At 45.1% G+C, this 18,256-nt stretch carries 21 protein-coding genes and 2 riboswitches; of the genes, 14 read left to right on the plus strand and 7 right to left on the minus strand.

What is annotated here, in order from left to right; translation table 11 throughout:
* Nucleotide 1 precedes the first annotated feature (1 nt).
* Complete coding sequence (locus NST22_RS07060) at nt 2–991, plus strand: oligopeptide/dipeptide ABC transporter ATP-binding protein (protein ID WP_009967074.1); 990 nt, start codon at nt 2–4, stop codon at nt 989–991.
* A 42-nt stretch (nt 992–1,033) separates the two neighbouring features.
* On the opposite strand, the gene pgl is transcribed toward NST22_RS07060, so the two are convergent.
* Both pgl and NST22_RS07070 read right to left on the minus strand, forming a co-directional pair.
* Nucleotides 1,034–2,083 carry a 6-phosphogluconolactonase gene (gene pgl, locus NST22_RS07065; protein WP_003244689.1) on the minus strand — a complete coding sequence of 350 codons (1,050 nt, stop codon included), beginning with the start codon at nt 2,081–2,083 and terminating at the stop codon, nt 1,034–1,036.
* An 89-nt stretch (nt 2,084–2,172) separates the two neighbouring features.
* Entirely contained in the window at nt 2,173–3,033 is an 861-nt protein-coding gene (locus tag NST22_RS07070) for a dimethylarginine dimethylaminohydrolase family protein (RefSeq protein ID WP_003245320.1), read from the minus strand.
* Between the two features lie 159 nt (nt 3,034–3,192).
* Between NST22_RS07070 and NST22_RS07075 the strand changes: the two genes are divergently transcribed.
* Nucleotides 3,193–3,711 (plus strand): acyl-CoA thioesterase, encoded by a 519-nt coding sequence (locus NST22_RS07075; protein ID WP_003244690.1) that lies wholly within the window; start codon nt 3,193–3,195, stop codon nt 3,709–3,711.
* Nucleotides 3,712–3,949: 238 nt separating this feature from the next.
* Complete coding sequence (gene hmpA, locus NST22_RS07080; RefSeq protein ID WP_003245238.1) at nt 3,950–5,149, plus strand: NO-inducible flavohemoprotein; 1,200 nt, start codon at nt 3,950–3,952, stop codon at nt 5,147–5,149.
* 76 nt (nt 5,150–5,225) lie between these two features.
* Here the strand turns inward: hmpA and NST22_RS07085 are convergent, their stop codons facing one another.
* Nucleotides 5,226–5,450: a hypothetical protein gene (locus NST22_RS07085; RefSeq protein WP_009967080.1), complete on the minus strand. Its 225-nt coding sequence runs from the start codon at nt 5,448–5,450 to the stop codon at nt 5,226–5,228.
* A gap of 144 nt (nt 5,451–5,594) precedes the next feature.
* Here NST22_RS07085 and NST22_RS07090 point away from each other — a divergent pair, with 144 nt between their 5' ends.
* The 9 genes from NST22_RS07090 to NST22_RS07130 all read left to right on the plus strand — a co-directional run bounded on the left by NST22_RS07090 (nt 5,595) and on the right by NST22_RS07130 (nt 12,561).
* Nucleotides 5,595–6,326, plus strand: a complete 732-nt coding sequence (locus NST22_RS07090) for a DUF421 domain-containing protein (protein ID WP_003244848.1) — start codon at nt 5,595–5,597, stop codon at nt 6,324–6,326.
* 91 nt (nt 6,327–6,417) lie between these two features.
* Nucleotides 6,418–6,945 carry a DinB family protein gene (locus tag NST22_RS07095; RefSeq protein ID WP_003245783.1) on the plus strand — a complete coding sequence of 176 codons (528 nt, stop codon included), beginning with the start codon at nt 6,418–6,420 and terminating at the stop codon, nt 6,943–6,945.
* A complete protein-coding gene (locus NST22_RS07100; RefSeq protein ID WP_003244793.1) occupies nt 6,935–7,453 on the plus strand; it encodes a GNAT family N-acetyltransferase in 519 nt (172 codons plus the stop codon). The genes NST22_RS07095 and NST22_RS07100 overlap by 11 nt, the downstream gene beginning before the upstream one ends.
* Before the next feature lie 32 nt (nt 7,454–7,485).
* A riboswitch (guanidine-I (ykkC/yxkD leader) is annotated at nt 7,486–7,597 on the plus strand.
* A 77-nt stretch (nt 7,598–7,674) separates the two neighbouring features.
* Complete coding sequence (gene ykkC, locus NST22_RS07105) at nt 7,675–8,013, plus strand: multidrug efflux SMR transporter subunit YkkC (protein WP_003232583.1); 339 nt, start codon at nt 7,675–7,677, stop codon at nt 8,011–8,013.
* Nucleotides 8,013–8,330, plus strand: coding sequence for a multidrug efflux SMR transporter subunit YkkD (gene ykkD, locus NST22_RS07110; RefSeq protein ID WP_003245695.1), 318 nt, complete (start codon nt 8,013–8,015; stop codon nt 8,328–8,330). Before ykkC ends, ykkD begins: the two co-directional genes overlap by 1 nt.
* A 70-nt stretch (nt 8,331–8,400) precedes the next feature.
* Nucleotides 8,401–9,303, plus strand: coding sequence for a formyltetrahydrofolate deformylase (purU, locus tag NST22_RS07115; RefSeq protein ID WP_003245802.1), 903 nt, complete (start codon nt 8,401–8,403; stop codon nt 9,301–9,303).
* Between the two features lie 350 nt (nt 9,304–9,653).
* On the plus strand, nt 9,654–10,751 hold the full coding sequence (proB, locus tag NST22_RS07120) for a glutamate 5-kinase (protein WP_003244794.1): 1,098 nt from the start codon (nt 9,654–9,656) through the stop codon (nt 10,749–10,751).
* 11 nt (nt 10,752–10,762) lie between these two features.
* A complete protein-coding gene (proA, locus tag NST22_RS07125) occupies nt 10,763–12,010 on the plus strand; it encodes a glutamate-5-semialdehyde dehydrogenase (protein WP_003245312.1) in 1,248 nt (415 codons plus the stop codon).
* A gap of 125 nt (nt 12,011–12,135) precedes the next feature.
* The gene (locus NST22_RS07130; RefSeq protein ID WP_003232574.1) at nt 12,136–12,561 is read left to right on the plus strand and encodes an organic hydroperoxide resistance protein; all 426 of its coding nucleotides are present in this window, start codon (nt 12,136–12,138) and stop codon (nt 12,559–12,561) included.
* Nucleotides 12,562–12,591: 30 nt separating this feature from the next.
* Here the strand turns inward: NST22_RS07130 and ohrR are convergent, their stop codons facing one another.
* On the minus strand, nt 12,592–13,035 hold the full coding sequence (gene ohrR, locus NST22_RS07135; RefSeq protein WP_003245653.1) for an organic hydroperoxide resistance transcriptional regulator OhrR: 444 nt from the start codon (nt 13,033–13,035) through the stop codon (nt 12,592–12,594).
* Nucleotides 13,036–13,177: 142 nt separating this feature from the next.
* Here ohrR and NST22_RS07140 point away from each other — a divergent pair, with 142 nt between their 5' ends.
* Both NST22_RS07140 and NST22_RS07145 read left to right on the plus strand, forming a co-directional pair.
* The gene (locus NST22_RS07140) at nt 13,178–13,588 is read left to right on the plus strand and encodes an organic hydroperoxide resistance protein (RefSeq protein ID WP_003232570.1); all 411 of its coding nucleotides are present in this window, start codon (nt 13,178–13,180) and stop codon (nt 13,586–13,588) included.
* Between the two features lie 26 nt (nt 13,589–13,614).
* The gene (locus NST22_RS07145; RefSeq protein ID WP_003232568.1) at nt 13,615–13,785 is read left to right on the plus strand and encodes a hypothetical protein; all 171 of its coding nucleotides are present in this window, start codon (nt 13,615–13,617) and stop codon (nt 13,783–13,785) included.
* Between the two features lie 49 nt (nt 13,786–13,834).
* Here NST22_RS07145 and guaD read toward each other — a convergent pair whose 3' ends face one another.
* From guaD to isp, 3 genes are all read right to left on the minus strand, one after another.
* Entirely contained in the window at nt 13,835–14,305 is a 471-nt protein-coding gene (guaD, locus tag NST22_RS07150) for a guanine deaminase (protein WP_003245084.1), read from the minus strand.
* Nucleotides 14,306–14,477: 172 nt separating this feature from the next.
* Nucleotides 14,478–16,766 carry a 5-methyltetrahydropteroyltriglutamate--homocysteine S-methyltransferase gene (metE, locus tag NST22_RS07155; protein WP_003232565.1) on the minus strand — a complete coding sequence of 763 codons (2,289 nt, stop codon included), beginning with the start codon at nt 16,764–16,766 and terminating at the stop codon, nt 14,478–14,480.
* Between the two features lie 127 nt (nt 16,767–16,893).
* Nucleotides 16,894–17,049: riboswitch (SAM riboswitch) on the minus strand.
* 132 nt (nt 17,050–17,181) lie between these two features.
* Entirely contained in the window at nt 17,182–18,141 is a 960-nt protein-coding gene (gene isp / locus NST22_RS07160) for a serine protease Isp (RefSeq protein WP_003232562.1), read from the minus strand.
* Between the last annotated feature and the right edge of the window lie 115 nt (nt 18,142–18,256).

Below are 18,256 nucleotides of genomic sequence, written 5' to 3' on the forward strand. Positions count from 1 at the left end.
AATGAGGCGACTGCCTTTGTTAGAGGTCAGCCAGCTGAAAATGCATTTTGACGCAGGGAAAAAGCGGACAGTCAAAGCTGTCGACGGGGTCACCTTTCAGATTCGTGAAGGAGAAACGTTCGGGCTAGTCGGGGAATCAGGGTGCGGGAAATCAACCTTGGGGAGAGTGCTGATGCGCCTTTATCAGCCGACAGAAGGAAGCGTGACATACCGCGGCACAAATCTTCATGCACTAAGTGAAAAAGAGCAGTTTGCCTTCAACCGCAAACTGCAGATGATTTTTCAGGACCCTTATGCTTCACTTAACCCGCGCATGACCGTTCGAGAAATTATTTTGGAGCCGATGGAGATTCATAATCTCTACAATACCCATAAAGCACGGCTTCTCGTCGTGGACGAGCTGCTTGAGGCAGTTGGGCTTCACCCCGATTTTGGCAGCCGTTATCCGCATGAATTCAGCGGCGGGCAAAGGCAGAGAATCGGGATTGCGAGAGCACTGTCGCTGAATCCTGAATTTATCGTGGCGGACGAACCGATTTCTGCACTTGATGTCTCTGTTCAAGCGCAGGTGGTCAACCTGCTGAAGCGGCTTCAAAAAGAGAAAGGGCTTACGTTTTTATTCATTGCCCATGATCTTTCGATGGTGAAGCATATCAGTGACAGGATCGGTGTTATGTACTTAGGACACATGATGGAAATTACAGAGAGCGGCACCTTGTATCGTGAACCGCTCCATCCCTATACAAAGGCGCTTTTGTCCTCGATTCCGATTCCAGATCCTGAATTGGAGGACAAGCGTGAGCGTATTCTCTTGAAAGGGGAGCTGCCGAGCCCGGTCAATCCGCCAAGCGGCTGCGTGTTTCGTACCCGCTGTCCGGAGGCGATGCCTGAATGTGGAGAATCTCGTCCCCAGCTTCAAGAAATCGAACCCGGCCGTTTTGTCGCTTGCCATTTGTATCGAAATGCTGAAACGAAGGAAAAAGTAAGATAAATAAAAAGAGTGGCTCCTTTTTACTAGAGCCACTCCATTTGTTTATACTTGATGTAAAAACTTTACACAAACCGGGTAAGGGACAGAAACCGTTGATGGGAGGAGTGTCAATCGGCCGGTTTCTTTGTCTCTTTCAAACAAGACAAGGTTGCCTGTTTCTTCATTTGAAGCAACGAGGAACCCTTCCGTTGGGTCAAATACAAAGTCACGAGGCCAGTTTCCTTCTGTCGACACTCTTTCTACGAAAGCCAGCTCTCCTGAATATTGATTCACTTCAAATACGGCGATACTGTCATGGCCGCGGTTTGCGACATAAACAAAACGTCCGTCCTGCGTGACATGTATTGCGCTTCCCTGGCTGTTATCTGTAAAATCATCAGGGATGGCAGAAACGACTTGGATTTCTCTAAATTCGCCGGCTGTCGGGTTGTATTCAAGCGCAATCACTTCATTGCTTAATTCTGTCATGACATAAGCGTATTTTTCTTTCGGATGAAAAGCGATATGGCGAGGTCCTGCACCGGGAGCGAAGGAATGGCTTCCGGATTCAGTCAACACACCGTCTTTAAGCTTATAGGTGTAGAGCTTATCTATACCTAAATCAACCGCTACCACATAATTGTGTTCAGGTGTGAACCCCGCGTAGTGTGTATGCGGTTTTTCTTGTCTTTCGTGCGGCCCTTTTCCTGTGTGAGCGGCCTCTGAAACAGGTGATTGCAAGCTGCCGTCTTCCTGAACCGGAAAAACGTGTACCTTCCCGCTGTGATAATTGGCAGTCAGTACGAATTGATTTTGATCATCAACGCTTACGTGGCATGGCGAAGGGCCATCAATTAACTGATGATTCAGAAATGTCAATTCGCCGCTGTTTTTATCGATTTGATAGGCAGCAACTCCGCCTTGGCCGTCTGCTTTTTCGATGGAATAAAGGATGGTGTTGTTTTTATTCGTCGCCACATATGTCGGGTTGCCCAGCTTAGCGGCCAGCTTTGGCTCGCTGAGTGCTTTTTTCTCAGTATCAAGCTCAAATGAATAAATTCCTTCGCTTCCGCCTTTTGTATATGTTCCCACATATCCTATGTATTTTGTCATGCGATTTCCCCCTTAAAAATGATGTCACCTCTATATTAACGTATCTTGATAAAATAAGCTGTTCAAAACATGAAAAAGGGGAAGATTCTTCATTCGCCTCGAATCAGCGGCATTGTGCAGCACCTGAAGGAGCCGCCTGATTTAATAATTTCTGACAGGTCAATTTCGATAATGTGATAGCCTCTTTTCGATAGCTGTTGATTGACATGGCGGTTGCCAGGGAGACTGATGATCGTTTTTTTTCCGATTGAAAGGACGTTGGTGCCAAGCGTAAATTGTTCGTCCTCGGGCACCTCAATAAGATCATAACGTTTTGCCAGCATATCGGCTGCATCTGGCTCAATGGCCTGTGAATAAATTAACGCTTCGCTTTCAGATATAATGTTAAATACGCAGTCCAAATGCAAAAATTTTTCATGAAGCTTCACTGGAACGATCGTATATTCAGGAAGTGCCTCTTCTAGCTGGCCGATAGCTGAAATGTCGGTGCGCTGGCTGATTCCGACATAGACAATGTCATCATCGATAATGACGTCTCCGCCTTCAATACTCGTATCAAGCATGCGGGTGTAAGAGATACCTTGGCTGTGAAAAAAATCTTTTATAACGGCTTCTTCTCCTTGGCGAATCGGTTCAGTCATGCTTGACAGAAAGGCTTTTTCTCCGATGACAAATCCTATGTCCCTAGTAAAAACCTGTTCTGGGAGTCCGTCGCGAACGGGCAAAAGGACGACCTCAACGTTGTGTGACCTAAGTGCCTCCACTAAGCGGCTGTGCTGGTCGTTAGCGGTTTTTACATGAATATTGTCATCTTCAAAATGTTTTTGTGTTTCGTTTATAACATCTTTTATGGTCATGTGCTCAGGTTTGCATAAGATCACTTTTTGAAGTGTGCCGTATTCCGTTCGGCATACCGTTTTGTGCTGAGATTTCGGGATGGATACGTCCATTTGTTTTTCCTCCTAAAGTGTGAAGAATACATTTATTATTCCCTCATCATGAAAATCATTAAACCATTTTAAATTTTAGACAAATGGAAGAGAATATTGTTTAATAGGAGAATATAAGTGCATTTAGCTAAAAGATCAGACATCAAAGGGGAGAAAGGTATGGAAACACCGGAAACAAGATTTTGTAAAGAGTCAAAGGTTGTGAAAACCAGCAGGGTGTTCCCGCTTGACACGAACAACCATAATACGCTGTTTGGCGGAAAATTAATGAGCTACATAGACGACATTGCCTCTATTTCAGCGGCGCGCCATTGCAGACGTGAAACGGTAACAGCTTCAATGGATTCTGTAGATTTTTTAAAGCCGATCGGGCAAAAGGATTCTGTCTGCCTAGAGTCATATGTGACATGGGTCGGCACATCTTCCATGGAAGTATTTGTGAAAGTTATTAAGGAGCATTTGATGACTGGCGAACGGGAACTCGCTGCCACATCCTTTTTGACATTTGTCGCATTAGATTCAAATGGCAAGCCGGTGCCTGTACCGAGGGTTGTACCGGAAACAGAAGAAGAAATCATGCTGCATAATACAGCTGTACAGCGTGCTAATGAACGTAAGAACCGCAAGAGACACAGCCAGGCGCTTGCAAATGCGCTCGGAACTGATAAGCCTTGGTGAACGTTAAACCCAAAACATAAGTTGTTTTGGGTTTTTTTGTACTTTTCAATGGTGATTATTACAATGGTTAGTCCGTTTTTGCTAGGGGATTCTATAAAAAAGCAACAAATGTCATGTTAAATTGATAATTTTGTGACAACTTTATTAAAGATTCATTTTAGATATATCTTTTATTCGTAAGATCATGTATTTTAAAGATATATTTTAAATACATCTTTTCGAAAGGATTGTTTATAAAATGTTAGATAACAAAACAATCGAAATTATTAAAAGCACTGTACCCGTATTGCAACAGCATGGAGAAACAATCACTGGCCGTTTTTACGATCGGATGTTTCAAGACCATCCAGAGCTTTTGAACATTTTTAATCAAACAAACCAAAAGAAAAAAACACAGCGAACTGCACTGGCAAATGCCGTTATTGCAGCTGCGGCAAACATTGACCAATTAGGAAACATCATTCCGGTTGTCAAACAAATCGGCCACAAGCACCGCAGTATCGGAATTAAGCCTGAGCACTACCCAATCGTCGGTAAATATTTGCTGATTGCGATTAAAGATGTATTGGGAGACGCTGCAACTCCTGACATTATGCAGGCATGGGAAAAAGCGTACGGAGTCATTGCTGACGCGTTCATCGGAATTGAAAAAGACATGTATGAACAGGCTGAAGAGCAAGCCGGCGGCTGGAAGGAGTATAAGCCATTCGTTATCGCAAAAAAAGAGCGGGAAAGCAAAGAAATTACATCCTTCTATTTGAAACCGGAAGACAGCAAGCCGTTACCTGAATTCCAAGCAGGGCAATATATCAGCATCAAAGTGCGGATTCCTGATTCTGAATATACGCATATCCGCCAGTACAGCCTGTCTGATATGCCGGGAAAAGACTATTATCGAATTTCAGTGAAGAAAGATGGTGTCGTGTCTTCCTACTTACACGATGGGCTGCAGGAGGGAGATTCAATAGAGATCAGCGCACCGGCAGGGGACTTTGTTTTAGATCATGCATCACAAAAAGATCTCGTTTTGATCAGTGCCGGAGTTGGCATTACACCAATGATCAGCATGCTGAAAACATCTGTTTCCAAACAGCCTGAACGGCAAATTCTGTTCATTCATGCGGCGAAAAACAGTGAATATCATGCATTGCGCCATGAAGTAGAAGAAGCAGCAAAACATTCTGCTGTTAAAACAGCATTTGTGTATCGCGAGCCGACAGAGGAAGACCGTGCAGGTGATCTGCATTTTCATGAAGGACAGATTGATCAGCAATTCCTCAAAGAACTGATTGCCAACACAGATGCGGATTACTATATTTGCGGTTCACCGTCGTTTATTACGGCAATGCATAAGCTTGTATCAGAGCTCGGATCAGCGCCGGAGTCTATCCATTACGAGCTATTCGGCCCGCAATTAAGTTTGGCGCAGTCCGTTTGAACACATACATGAAACTCTTCTCCTTTCAGAGAAGAGTTTTTTATTGAGATATAAGAAGGCAGACAAGCGCCGGTTTCTACATCCGGACAATCACAGACCCGCTGCCATTTGTGCATACACGGTTTTGCTGTTCTTGCATTGTTCTCAGCAATTCATTGTTTACCTCAATCGCTCTAATTAGTTGCTTCATTCTTAGCTCCAAACCGGCCAGCCTGTCGATTGTTTGCTGCTGGTAGCCCTCGGGTTGGGGAGCCAATGGCAGATCAAAGGGCCAAAGGGTATTCGACTTCTGATTTTTCATATTGCGTATTGCGCCTCCAATCGGTGTCACTTTCTATTATGTTATGTTCAGGCGATATGCACGTTCGCCTAGACACTGATGCATAGAGGGCCTGCCACGGGGCACAATAGGCTCAATATGACCAGCGGATGGAGGTAAAGATCGGTGTTATGGATGGTATGGGTATTTTTACTGAAGCCAGTTATCGTATTTTCGATTGCATATATTTTGTTTCGGCTTGCCGGTAAAAAAGCTGTGTCACAAATGAACAATTTTGACCTGCTTTTGACCTTCGCAATCGGAACCATTATCAGTGAGCCGATCCTTACATCCAAGCTGCCGATGTCAATTTATTATGCGGGTGCTTTTTTGGTGCTTTATCTTATCATGAGCAAGCTCTCTTTATCTAATAAATGGCGATGGCTCCTAGTCGTGAGCCCGACTGTCCTAATCCGAAACGGGGATATTGATGAACGCGGCCTTCGTAAAGAAAGGCTGACTGTTAATGAGCTGCTCGGAAAGCTGAGGGAAAAGGGCTATGCCGACCCGGCTGACATTGATCTTGCTATCATTGAAGAAACGGGAGAAGTAAGCGTCATCCCGAAAGAGGAAGCGAGAGCGGTGCAGGTGCGGGATTTGAATATGGAAGCTGAACGGAATTTTATCCCGATTCCGCTCATACTGGATGGCGAAATCCTTGATCATAATTTGAAATATCTCCAAAAAAACCGATCCTGGCTGTTTGAGAAGCTTGAGGAAAAAGGGTACAGCCCCAAACTGCTGTCTTCGATTATCCTTGGCACGATGAATGCACGCGGTGATATATCCCTTGATTTAAATACCGCTAATGAACCGCAGCATGATCCTTACTTATATAAACCGGGAAATAACAATTAAGATGGCTCTCTCTTGTAATGAGAGCTTTTTTCTTTTTTAAAGGGAATTTTTGTTTGGTGTCAAATGTACCTAGTTAGGAGGGGAACTGAACATGAAGGACTTATCCATAAGAAACGACATGGCGCCAACGGTCAGTTTGCTGTATTCCGCAGTGGAAGAAAACAGTCTCCGTCTGGCTTCCATCGTAAGCCATATGACACACAGTGAACTTTACTATAAGGGGCGCTGCCAAACAAAAAACAGCACGGCTCAGCTTTTGCACCATATCACAAATGTTGATATCAGATGGGTCTGGCGTATCAAGGAAAATCGGATCCCGGACCATATTGAACAGGCATACGGCCCGATGACAGATGAAAGCGGACGGCTGCCTGAACCGGTGAATCAGCCAGACTTAGATGAACTCCTGAAAAGACATCAGCATGTAGTAGAGAAGCTGAAATCGGTATGCTTCACTTTAACTGAAAATGCTTTGAACCAGCCGCTTTCCTTCGAAGGTGACACCGCGACGATACGATGGGGAATTTGGCATATGGCAGATCATAACCGCTATCATCAGGCACATATTGAAGCTCTCAAAAAAGAATGGAAGCAGGATGTGGCGAAGTATGAACGCTAAAACGAAGCTTGTGACTGATCGAATTCGTTTGCGCTGTATGGAAGATCGGGATCAAGCCACTTTGTTTGGGCTGCTTTTTAATGATCCTGACGTCATGACATATTATTCCGGTTTAAAAGATAAGAGGCAAACCCGCGAGTGGGTCAATTGGAACCAACGAAATGAAAAAGGGTACGGCGTTAGTCTGTGGATCGCCGAAGATAAGCGGACAGGGGAGTTTTTGGGGCAATGCGGCATCGTTCCCCAGCAGATCGAAAATCAAACCGTAATGGAAATTGGCTATATGTTTGCCCGCCGCCACTGGGGGAACGGCTATGCGCAAGAAGCGGCTCGGGCCTGTCTGGACTATGGCTTTAACGAGCGGCAGTTCGGCAAAATGGCGGCTTTGATTGATCCGGGTAACAAAGCGTCCATACGGGTAGCGGAGAAAATCGGCATGCATTACAGCAAAACGATCAGAAAATGGAATAAACCGATCGCGGTATATGAAAGAAAATCTTACAATTGAAAGATAGAGCTGAGTTTAGTATCATGATATCATGTAAAGTTTTCTAGGGTTCCGCATGTCAATTGACATGGACTGGTCCGAGAGAAAACACATACGCGTAAATAGAAGCGCGTATGCACACGGAGGGAAAAAAGCCCGGGAGAGTCAATCTCATGTGAGACGACTGTCCGGGGTTTTTTTGTTTTCGGAGAATCTTAATAGATAGAAAGGAATGACTCAAAATGAAATGGGGATTGGTCGTGCTTGCCGCTGTTTTCGAGGTTGTTTGGGTGATAGGCTTAAAGCACGCTGACTCAGCCTTAACATGGAGCGGCACTGCCATCGGCATCATATTCAGCTTTTACCTTCTAATGAAGGCGACTCACAGTCTGCCTGTTGGTACCGTGTATGCCGTCTTTACCGGGCTCGGCACAGCGGGAACAGTACTTAGTGAAATCGTTCTTTTTCATGAACCGGTTGGATGGCCGAAGCTATTGTTAATTGGCGTGCTCTTAATCGGTGTAATCGGGTTGAAGCTTGTGACACAGGATGAGACAGAGGAAAAAGGAGGCGAGGCATAATGCTGCACTGGATCAGTTTATTGTGCGCGGGCTGTTTAGAAATGGCCGGCGTGGCCCTTATGAATCAATATGCGAAAGAAAAAAGCGTGAAATGGGTGCTGTTGATCATTGTTGGTTTTGCCGCTTCATTTTCCTTGCTGTCGTACGCAATGGAAACCACTCCGATGGGAACGGCTTACGCGGTCTGGACAGGAATTGGCACCGCCGGCGGGGCGCTTATCGGCATCCTCTTTTACAAGGAGCAGAAAGACGCCAAACGGATCTTCTTTATCGCGTTGATTTTATGCTCAGCAGTTGGTTTAAAAATTCTGTCATAAATTGATTTTTATCAAATCTTCAGTATAATGGATAAATAGTTTAGACTTACAAAGATAAGAGGGATTATTCATGAAATCATATATGACTCAGCGGTTGGACGAATACCGTGACGGAAATGAGGATAAAGGTCGGCTCTTGGTCAGCTGCCCCGATCAGCCGGGTATCGTCTCTGCAGTTTCCGCGTTTTTATTTGAACACGGTGCCAATATTATAGAATCAAATCAATATACGACAGACCCTGAAGGCGGCCGGTTCTTCCTGAGAATCGAATTCGACTGCGCAGGCATTCGTGAAAAAAAATCATCACTTCAGGCAGCGTTTGCCTCTGTTGCGGAAAAATTCGACATGACATGGAGCTTAACTTTGGCGAGCGAACTGAAGCGTGTCGCCATTTTCGTTTCAAAGGAGCTCCACTGCCTGCATGAGCTGATTTGGGAATGGCAAACCGGCAACCTGATGGCGGAGATCGCTGTTGTCATCAGTAACCATGAGGAAGCGAGAGAGCTGGTTGAGCGCCTGAACATTCCATTCCACTATATGAAAGCGAACAAAGACATCAGAGCGGAAGTCGAAAAGAAGCAGCTTGAACTGCTGGAGCAGTACGATGTTGATGTGATCGTGCTCGCACGCTATATGCAGATTCTAACTCCTGATTTTGTTTCGGCTCATCCGAATCGCATCATCAATATCCACCATTCATTCCTGCCAGCTTTTATCGGTGCGAATCCGTACAAACGGGCCTACGAGCGCGGCGTGAAACTGATCGGTGCGACATCTCATTATGTGACAAACGATCTTGATGAAGGGCCGATCATTGAACAGGATATTGAGCGTGTGGACCACCGCGATAATGCGGAAGCGCTGAAAAACATCGGAAGAACAATTGAGCGCAGCGTGCTTGCCCGTGCTGTGAAATGGCATTTGGAAGACCGTGTCATCGTTCATGAAAATAAAACAATCGTCTTTAACTAGACTGCAAGAGGCCCGCGCAATGCGGGCTATTTTTGATGACAAAAAACCTTGACAAGTGTCTTTTTTCTTTGCATAATATAAAAAAATCATTGAGCGTTGAAGAGGATTAGTAAGCAGACCTTTCTGTGACAGAGAGCAAAATGAATCGCTGAAACATTTTGCCGCATGAAACCTGCCGAACCTGCCTTGGAGTCCTAGGGGGAAAACCTAGGCGCATAACCTGGCGTTACAGGAGAGCGGAGCGTGCACAAGCGCGTTCAATCAAGGTGGTACCACGGAAACCCATTTCGTCCTTATGAATCAGGATGAAATGGGTTTTTTTATTGTAGAAGAGCCGCGGAGGAGAATAAATGAAAAAACAAAGAATAGTAGTGAAAATAGGAAGCAGTTCGCTCACGAATAGCAAAGGAAGCATTGATGAGGCAAAAATCAGAGAGCATGTTCAGGCGATTTCCGTGTTAAAAAAAGCGGGGCATGAAATGATTCTGATTACCTCGGGTGCCGTAGCGGCGGGGTTTTCCAGCCTCGGTTATCCATCCCGTCCCGTTACCATCAAAGGAAAACAGGCGGCGGCCGCGGTCGGACAAACACTGTTAATGCAGCAATATATGAATCAATTTAAACAATACTCACTGACTCCGGGACAAATCCTTTTAACGAGAAATGATTTTTCGAAAAGAGAACGGTATCGAAACGCGTATGCTACGATAATGGAATTATTAGAGCGGGGCGTCATTCCGATTATCAACGAGAACGATTCTACATCTGTTGAAGAATTGACATTCGGAGATAATGATATGCTTTCTGCGTTAGTCAGCGGATTGATTCACGCGGACCAGCTCATGATTCTCACTGACATTAACGGACTGTATGATGCCAATCCAAATGAAAATCCTGAGGCGAAACGATTTGATTATTTGCCAGAGATCACGCCTGAATTGCTTGGATATGCAGGTTCAGCTGGATCAAAGGTCGGCACCGGCGGAATGAAATCAAAGCTGTTAGCCACACAAACCGCGCTGTCTCTGGGAGTGAAAGTATTCATTGGAACTGGCAGCGGAGAGCAAAAACTTGCGGACATTTTGGACGGCAGGGGAGACGGCACTTATATCGGAGACAAAGAACTATCTTCGGTTAACAACACAAGGCAGTGGATTCAGTTCCACTCGCCGATATCGGGAGAAATTATCATTGATGCGGGTGCCGAAGAGGCGATGATCCATAATGGAAGCAGCCTTTTGCCCGCTGGAGTTGTGGGCGTGAACGGAAGCTTTCCGAAAGGGGCGGTTGTGGAAGTCAGGGGACCGGGCGGCGTGATCGGCAAAGGCCAAACTCATTACTCCTCCGAGGAGATTATGGAGGCTAAAGGCAAACGCAGTGACGAACTTGATTTTGAGAAAACGTTTGAGGTTATTCATAGGAATGACTGGGTCAATGTAAAAGACTAGGAGGCGGAAAAATGAGTGAAGTTTCTGTAAAAGCGAAGCTGGCGAAAGAAGCAGCAGCCGAAATGATCATGAAAACAACAGCCGAGAAGGATGAGGCGCTCAGCCTCATTGCAAACGGACTCCGCAAAGAACTGGATTTTCTCTTGGCGGAGAATGCAAAAGACATTGTGAACGGAAAAGAGAATGGTTTAACACCGGACATCATTGACCGTCTCTCATTGGATGAGAAACGGATACGCGATATCGCGGACGCGGTGGAGCTCTTAATCGACTTAGCGGACCCAATCGGCGACTCTCTTGAAACGATTGAAAAAGAAAACGGCCTGTTTATTGAAAAAATCCGTGTGCCGCTCGGTGTCGTAGGAATGATTTATGAGGCGAGGCCAAACGTCACAGTTGATGCGGCTACCCTTTGCCTGAAGACAGGGAACGCGGTTGTGCTGCGGGGAAGCTCCTCAGCCATCCACAGCAACAAAGCGCTCGTCAGTGTCATTTACAGAGCACTTGAGCAATCAGCGCTTCCGATTCACGCTGTGCAGCTGATTGAGGATACGAGCAGAGAGACAGCAAAAGAGCTCTTTACGTTAAATGATGGCTTAGACGTATTGATTCCGCGCGGAGGCAAGAAACTGATTGATCTCGTTGTGAGAGAATCAACAGTTCCTGTATTAGAAACGGGAGCAGGAAACTGCCACATATTCATTGACGAAACAGCCAAACCGCAAATGGCAGAAAAGGTTGTTGTAAATGCCAAAACGCAGCGCCCTTCTGTATGCAACGCGATTGAATCATTGCTGATTCACAAGGCTTGGGCAAGACAGCACGGAAAAGAATTGCTGGACCAGCTGGAAAACGCGGGAGTTGAAATTCGCGGTGATGAATTGGTATGTGAACTTCATCCTTCAAGCAAACAAGCATCAAAAGAAGATTGGGAAACCGAATTTTTAGCGCCTGTCCTCAGCGTAAAGACGGTTGAAAACGTCCAAGAAGCTGTAAAGCATATCCAACAATACGGCACCAATCATTCTGAAGCGATTTTAACTGAAAATGACAAAAATGCGGTATATTTTCAAACGGCTGTCGATGCTGCCGCTGTCTATCATAACGCGTCAACCCGCTTTACCGACGGCTTTGAATTCGGCTACGGAGCCGAAATCGGCATCAGCACGCAAAAGCTTCATGCAAGAGGACCGATGGGGCTTCCTGCACTGACTTCTACAAAATACATCATTAAAGGAACTGGGCAAATCCGTGAATAGCGGGGTAATGTTCAATGAAAAAGCTTATCTCATTACGAGATAAGCTTTTTTATACGCGAAAAATTGACATTTCAAATTTAATTGTGTACAATTTAATTGTATAAAATATATTGGGGGAATGAAAAATGAGTCAGCCATTATTTACCGCAACTGTTTCAGCGGTAGGAGGAAGAGAAGGAAAGGTCATTTCATCAGACCGCGTTCTTGAGCTTGATGTCGCAATGCCGGGGACACCGAGAGCCAAGAAATTAGAAAAAGCGACAAATCCAGAGCAGCTGTTTGCAGCAGGTTATGCAGCTTGCTTTGACAGCGCCCTGCAGCTTGTCGCAAGAACAGAACGGGTAAAAGTAGAGACAGAGGTTACAGCAAATGTTAGCCTGTTAAAGGATGAAGCGGACCAGGGCTATAAGCTGGGTGTGACGCTGCAAGTAAAAGGAGAAGGAGTCAGTGCATCAGAATTGGAGGCGCTTGTGAAAAAAGCGCACGGCGTCTGCCCGTACTCAAAAGCAACCTCCGGAAATATTGATGTGACACTTGAAGTTGCTGAATAAATAAAAAGAGGATGCCTGTACAAGGCATCCTCAATTTTTTTGATGAAGTGTTTCCAGTAATGTATATAGAGCGGACTTTAACTGTTTGAGATCCTCCCCAGACTGCTTTGAGAGCCCCAGAATTGTCCCTGGAATGTCAACCGCTTTTTCTTTTAATAACGCTCCGTCCTCTGTCAGGCTGATCAACACGGACCGCTCATCCTCTTCAGATCTTTTTCTCGTAATCAAACCCTGTTGTTCCATTCGTTTAAGCATCGGAGTGAGCGTTCCTGAATCTAAATACAGCTGTTCGCCCATTTTTTTGACAGTAAGCGTTTCATGTTCCCATAACAAAAGCAAAGCCAAATATTGAGGGTATGTTATATTCAGCTTATCAAGCAGCGGCTTGTATTGCTTTGTCATCTCCCGCGAACTCGCATATAGCAAAAAACAAAGCTGATTCTCCAATTTCATATGATCAAATTTATTTTCCATTTTGTTCACCAACTCTTTTTTGTCATTCGATTCTATTGTATCTGAAAAACCTCACTTTTCCTATTCTCGGCAAACATAGCATGTTTAAAAAGATCAGAAAGGGAAATATAACAACTAGATACAAATAAGGAGGTTGGGAAATATGGCACTATTTACAGCAAAAGTAACCGCGCGAGGCGGACGAGCAGGACATATTACATCAGATGACGGTGTTCTTGATTTTGATATTGTCATGCCAAATGCCAAAAAAGAAGGACAAACCGGCACAAATCCGGAACAGCTCTTTGCGGCAGGGTATGCTGCATGCTTCGGCGGCGCGCTCGAACACGTAGCCAAAGAGCAGAATATCGAAATTGATTCGGAGATTGAAGGGCAGGTCAGCCTCATGAAGGATGAGAGCGACGGCGGGTTTAAAATCGGTGTCACACTTGTTGTGAACACGAAAGATTTAGATCGGGAAAAGGCACAAGAGCTTGTCAACGCCGCTCATGAATTCTGTCCTTACTCAAAGGCAACCAGAGGAAATGTTGATGTAAAACTAGAATTAAAATAATGACCGGCATCCTGAGGATTCTCAGGATGTTTTTTGGTGTCGGACATGCGGGGCGGGCACAGATTTATGATAAAACTTCAGAGAAGCGTTTGAAGCATGCCTTTAAACCAAAAGTTACAGATGAAGCGGGTGGCTGGCACGGTGTCTGCCGTGCTGAATTGCGCGTATATGCTGTTTTGTATTTGCACAGGGCATAGCGGCTACTTGGAGAAATAACAAGGACCAGGCCGCGCATGCCTGATCCTTTTAATATTCTTTCTTATTGGCGAAGTTCCGCCATGCTTGAAACGGGGATAAATGCTCTGTTAGTGTCACTTGATAAAAGGGGATCGTTCTTTCTTCAGCAGGTTTATCAATTTCTTTATAAATGAATGAATCATCAAACCCGGCTTCGGCAGCGTCTGTGTGCTCAGCTGCATAGAAAACGGCTTTAGGCCGGGCCCAGTAGATGGCGCCCAAGCACATTGGGCATGGTTCACAGCTCGTATACAAAATGCAGTCATCAAGCTGGTAGGCTCCTAGCACCTTACAGGCTTTCCGAATAGCTGTGACTTCCGCGTGGGCAGTCGGATCATTGCTTGTTGTGACGTTGTTCTGTCCCTCTGCAATAATGGCTCCGTCTTTCACGATAACGGCTCCAAAAGGCCCGCCGATTCCTGCATTCACTCCTTCACATGCGAGAGTGACAGCCCGTTTTAAGAACGTTTCATGATTCATCCCAATCCCTCCTGTCAATAGAGTGTTATTAGTATAGCCGAAAAGAATGCAAAGAACATTCTTAAAAAAGTGCAAAATAAACAAAGTATTTGGGGGATTTGCTAAATAAGAAACCGATTGTGGCTGTATTATAGAAAAAAACCATCTGCCAAATGCAGATGGTTTTTTCAAATTATACTAGCTGTGTCTGCTGTGCTCTTGCCTGTTTTGCGGCTTCAACCATATTTTTCAATGCTGCAACCGTTTCTTCCTGCTGTCTTGTTTTCAATCCGCAGTCTGGATTTACCCAGAAGCGGTCAGTCGGACAGACGGCAAGCGCATCAACGATAATATTGTACATTTCTTCAGTTGACGGCACACGAGGGCTGTGAATGTCATATACACCAAGGCCAAGCCCTTTCAAATACGGGTGGTTTTTTAAGTAATCTAAAAATCCTCCGTGGCTTCTGCTATGTTCGATTGTAATCACATCGGCATCAAGATCATTGATTGTATCAACGATATCTTCGAAGTTGCTGTAGCACATATGTGTATGAATTTGTGTCTCGTTTTTCACGGAAGAAGTGGTTAATCTGAAAGCTTCTGCCGCCCAAGTCAAATACTCATCCCAATCGCGGGTTTTCAATGGAAGGCCTTCACGCAGCGCTGGTTCATCGACTTGAATGATTTGAATGCCTGCGTCTTCAAGCGCTTTAACTTCTTTGCGAAGGGCAAGCCCGATTTGGAAGGCGATTTCTTTCCTCGAGATGTCGTTTCGAGGGAAAGACCAGTTTAAGATTGTAACCGGGCCCGTCAGCATTCCTTTCACATGCTTGGAAGTCAATGACTGTGCGTAGACTGTGTCTTTCACTGTCATCGGTTCAATAAATTCAACATCTCCGTAAATGACTGGCGGGCGGACACAGCGTGAGCCGTATGATTGAACCCAGGCATATTTAGTGAAGGCGAAACCGGCCAGCTTTTCACCGAAGTATTCGACCATGTCTGTCCGTTCAAATTCGCCGTGAACAAGGACATCAAGCTCCAATTCTTCCTGAATATCAATCCATCTTTTTGTTTCCGCATTGATAAAGTTTTGATACTGTTCATCGGACCACTCAGCTTTCCGCCATTTTTGGCGTGCGCTCCGCACTTCAGCAGACTGCGGGAAGCTGCCGATCGTTGTCGTCGGCAAAAGCGGAAGGCCGAGAGATTCATTTTGTAGGGCTAAACGTTCTTCAAACGGAATCGGGCGCTTGAAGTCTTTATCAGTTAATTGCTCAAGCTCTTTCTTTTGTTCAGAATTGGCGCCTGTTGCAAACTGTTTAAGCGCCTGGATATCAGCCTTAGCCTGCTGAATCTCTTCGCTGATCGCCGCTTTTCCTGATACTAAGCCTTCTTTCAAAGCTGTCAGCTCGGCCAGCTTTTCTTTTGCGTAGGATAATCCGTTCAATAGGTCTTTTTCCAAATGCTCATCAGGGTGTTTCGCTACTGGAACATGCAGCAGGCTGCTGGAAGGCTGAATCCACAGTTCATCAACTTTTGCAATGCTGAGAATATCAAGAACGGCATCGAGACGCTCTTCAAGGTCCGCTTTCCAAATGTTGCGTCCGTCGATAACGCCGGCTGCCAGCACTTTATCTGTCGGGAAGCCATGTGTTTTAAGCTGTTCCAGGTTTCTGCCTTTGTCGTGAACGAAATCAAGGCCAATTCCCTGAACCGGGTAAGAGATCAGCTCTTCATAAGCATCAACAGAATCAAAATACGTCTGCAAAAGCACATTCAAGGATGAAAGCTCACTTGTAATGCTTTCAAATAATTCTTTTGCGCCGCGTACATCTTCACTAGAGGCGGTAACGAGCGCCGGCTCATCGATTTGAACCCATTTTACGCCTTCTTCTTCAAGCTCTTTCAAAAGCTGTACATATAATGGCACAAGGCGTTTTTGGATCGCTTTTGCTTCAGACGGTTCATAGCCTTTAGCAAGCGTAACGAACGTATAAGGGCCGACAATCACAGGCTTTGTTTCCACACCGTATTCCTGTTTGATCCGGCGATAATCTTCGAGTTGTTTGTTTCTTGTCAGACGGAACTCAATGCTCTCGTCATATTCCGGAACGATGTAATGGTAATTTGTATTAAACCATTTTGTCATTTCACTAGATACAGCGTCTTTGATTCCGCGGGCGATAGCGAAGTATGTATCGGTAGCGTCAGTCAAATGTCTGAACCGTTTCGGGATCCAGTTGAAGCTGACTGCTGTGTCGAGTACATGGTCATACTGTGTGAAATCAGAAACAGGCACAACATCAATCTGCTGGTCAATTTGTGTTTTTACTGCGGATAAAAATAGTTCGTCGATTTGCTTCAAAAACGTATCTTTATCAGTACTGCCTTTCCAATACGCTTCAAGTGCTTTTTTCCATTCCCGGTTCAGTCCGATTCTCGGAAATCCTAAATTCGATGTTTTGATGGTTGTCATTGTTTCTCCTCCTTTATATGTAAAACACTCTCTTTCACCCGCGGATACAGGCTGCTAAGAGGTTTTCTCACAACAAAAAGCCTCTTTCCCATGAGAGAAAGAGGCTTTTCTACGTAAAACACTGCCTCTCTCATCTCTCAGACACAATCTGATGGAATTAGCACCGTGCCTTATGAGACATCAGTCTCGGCGCGAAAAGCAGTGCGCCCCATTTCACAATGGTATTACGGTCGGTTGCTGTTGGGGTCAAAAGGCCAATCCCTCGCCCAACTCTCGATAAGAGAAAATGTTATTAATTTTTTGAAAAGTTGAATCATTTGTTGGTAATCTTAACAGTAATTCAAATTCATTGTCAACATAGAATTTGAAATTTTTATTTACATGATGTGGTGTATATTATATAAGAAAAATAATCTTATAGGGTCAACAAATGTGATTGCTCTGCTTTTTCTGCGAGCTCATCAGGAGCTGTTAAATACAGGAATCCATTGCCTGCCAGCGTTTTTGCAATATCAAGAGGAAGTGTCCTGCGGATTAGCTGTGCGAAAACCTCAGATTCAGAAAGCTTTCTTTGAAATGATTCTTCTTCATAGCTTTTGATTAAAGCAAGCGCACCGCTGACATGAGGGGCAGCCATTGAAGTGCCGGTCAGCTTACCGTACTTCTTGTTGGGAAGGGTGGATAAGATGTTTTCTCCTGGTGCCACAAGGTCAATCTCTTTATTCGCGTTAGAAAATTCTGATAATTCTCGCGCTACAGAAACAGATCCAACTGCAATCACTTCATTATAAGCTGCGGGGTAGGAAAGCTCTTCTGTGCGTTCGTCGCCGTCACCTTCATTTCCCGCTGCACAAACGACAAGCACTCCGTTTTTCACTGCGTTTTTCACTGCTTCTTTTAGCTCTGGCACATCGCTTGGCCCTCCAAGGGACATTGAGATGATGTCGACTTTCTGTTCCACCGCGTAGTTGATGCCGTTAATTATCCATTCGTATTGTCCGCTGCCGTTCTCGCCGCCAAGAACCTTCACAATCAATAGGCTTGCCTCAGGCGCGACTCCGGCAATGCCTCCGTTTGAATCATTAGCTGCAATTGTTCCGGCGACGTGTGTGCCGTGTCCGTTGTAGTCGGAAATCGCATCTTCCTTGCCGCCGTCGTCATCCGTGAAGTTCTTTCCGCCGATGATTTGATTTTTTAAATCAGGGTGGCTTGTGTCGCAGCCTGTGTCTAATACAGCAACTTTAATATTTTTGCCTTTTACCCCTTTTGCCCACATTTCTGGCGCCTTAATCACTTTAATGCCCTCAGGAAGCTCGTTTACATCCATGATCTGCTCATTCGTCACATACGGGATCAAGCGGATTTCACCATTCATAAAAAAGCCCTCCTTTTTTATGCTTGCAAGTGGATTCAAGGGTGTTGCCTCATATTATATGAAAAAAGCAAGCGCTCGGACAGAGCCATTTGAAGCATTTTGAAAAAATAGGATA

The organism is Bacillus sp. PS237, assembly GCF_037963345.1.
Lineage (GTDB): Bacteria > Bacillota > Bacilli > Bacillales > Bacillaceae > Bacillus > Bacillus subtilis.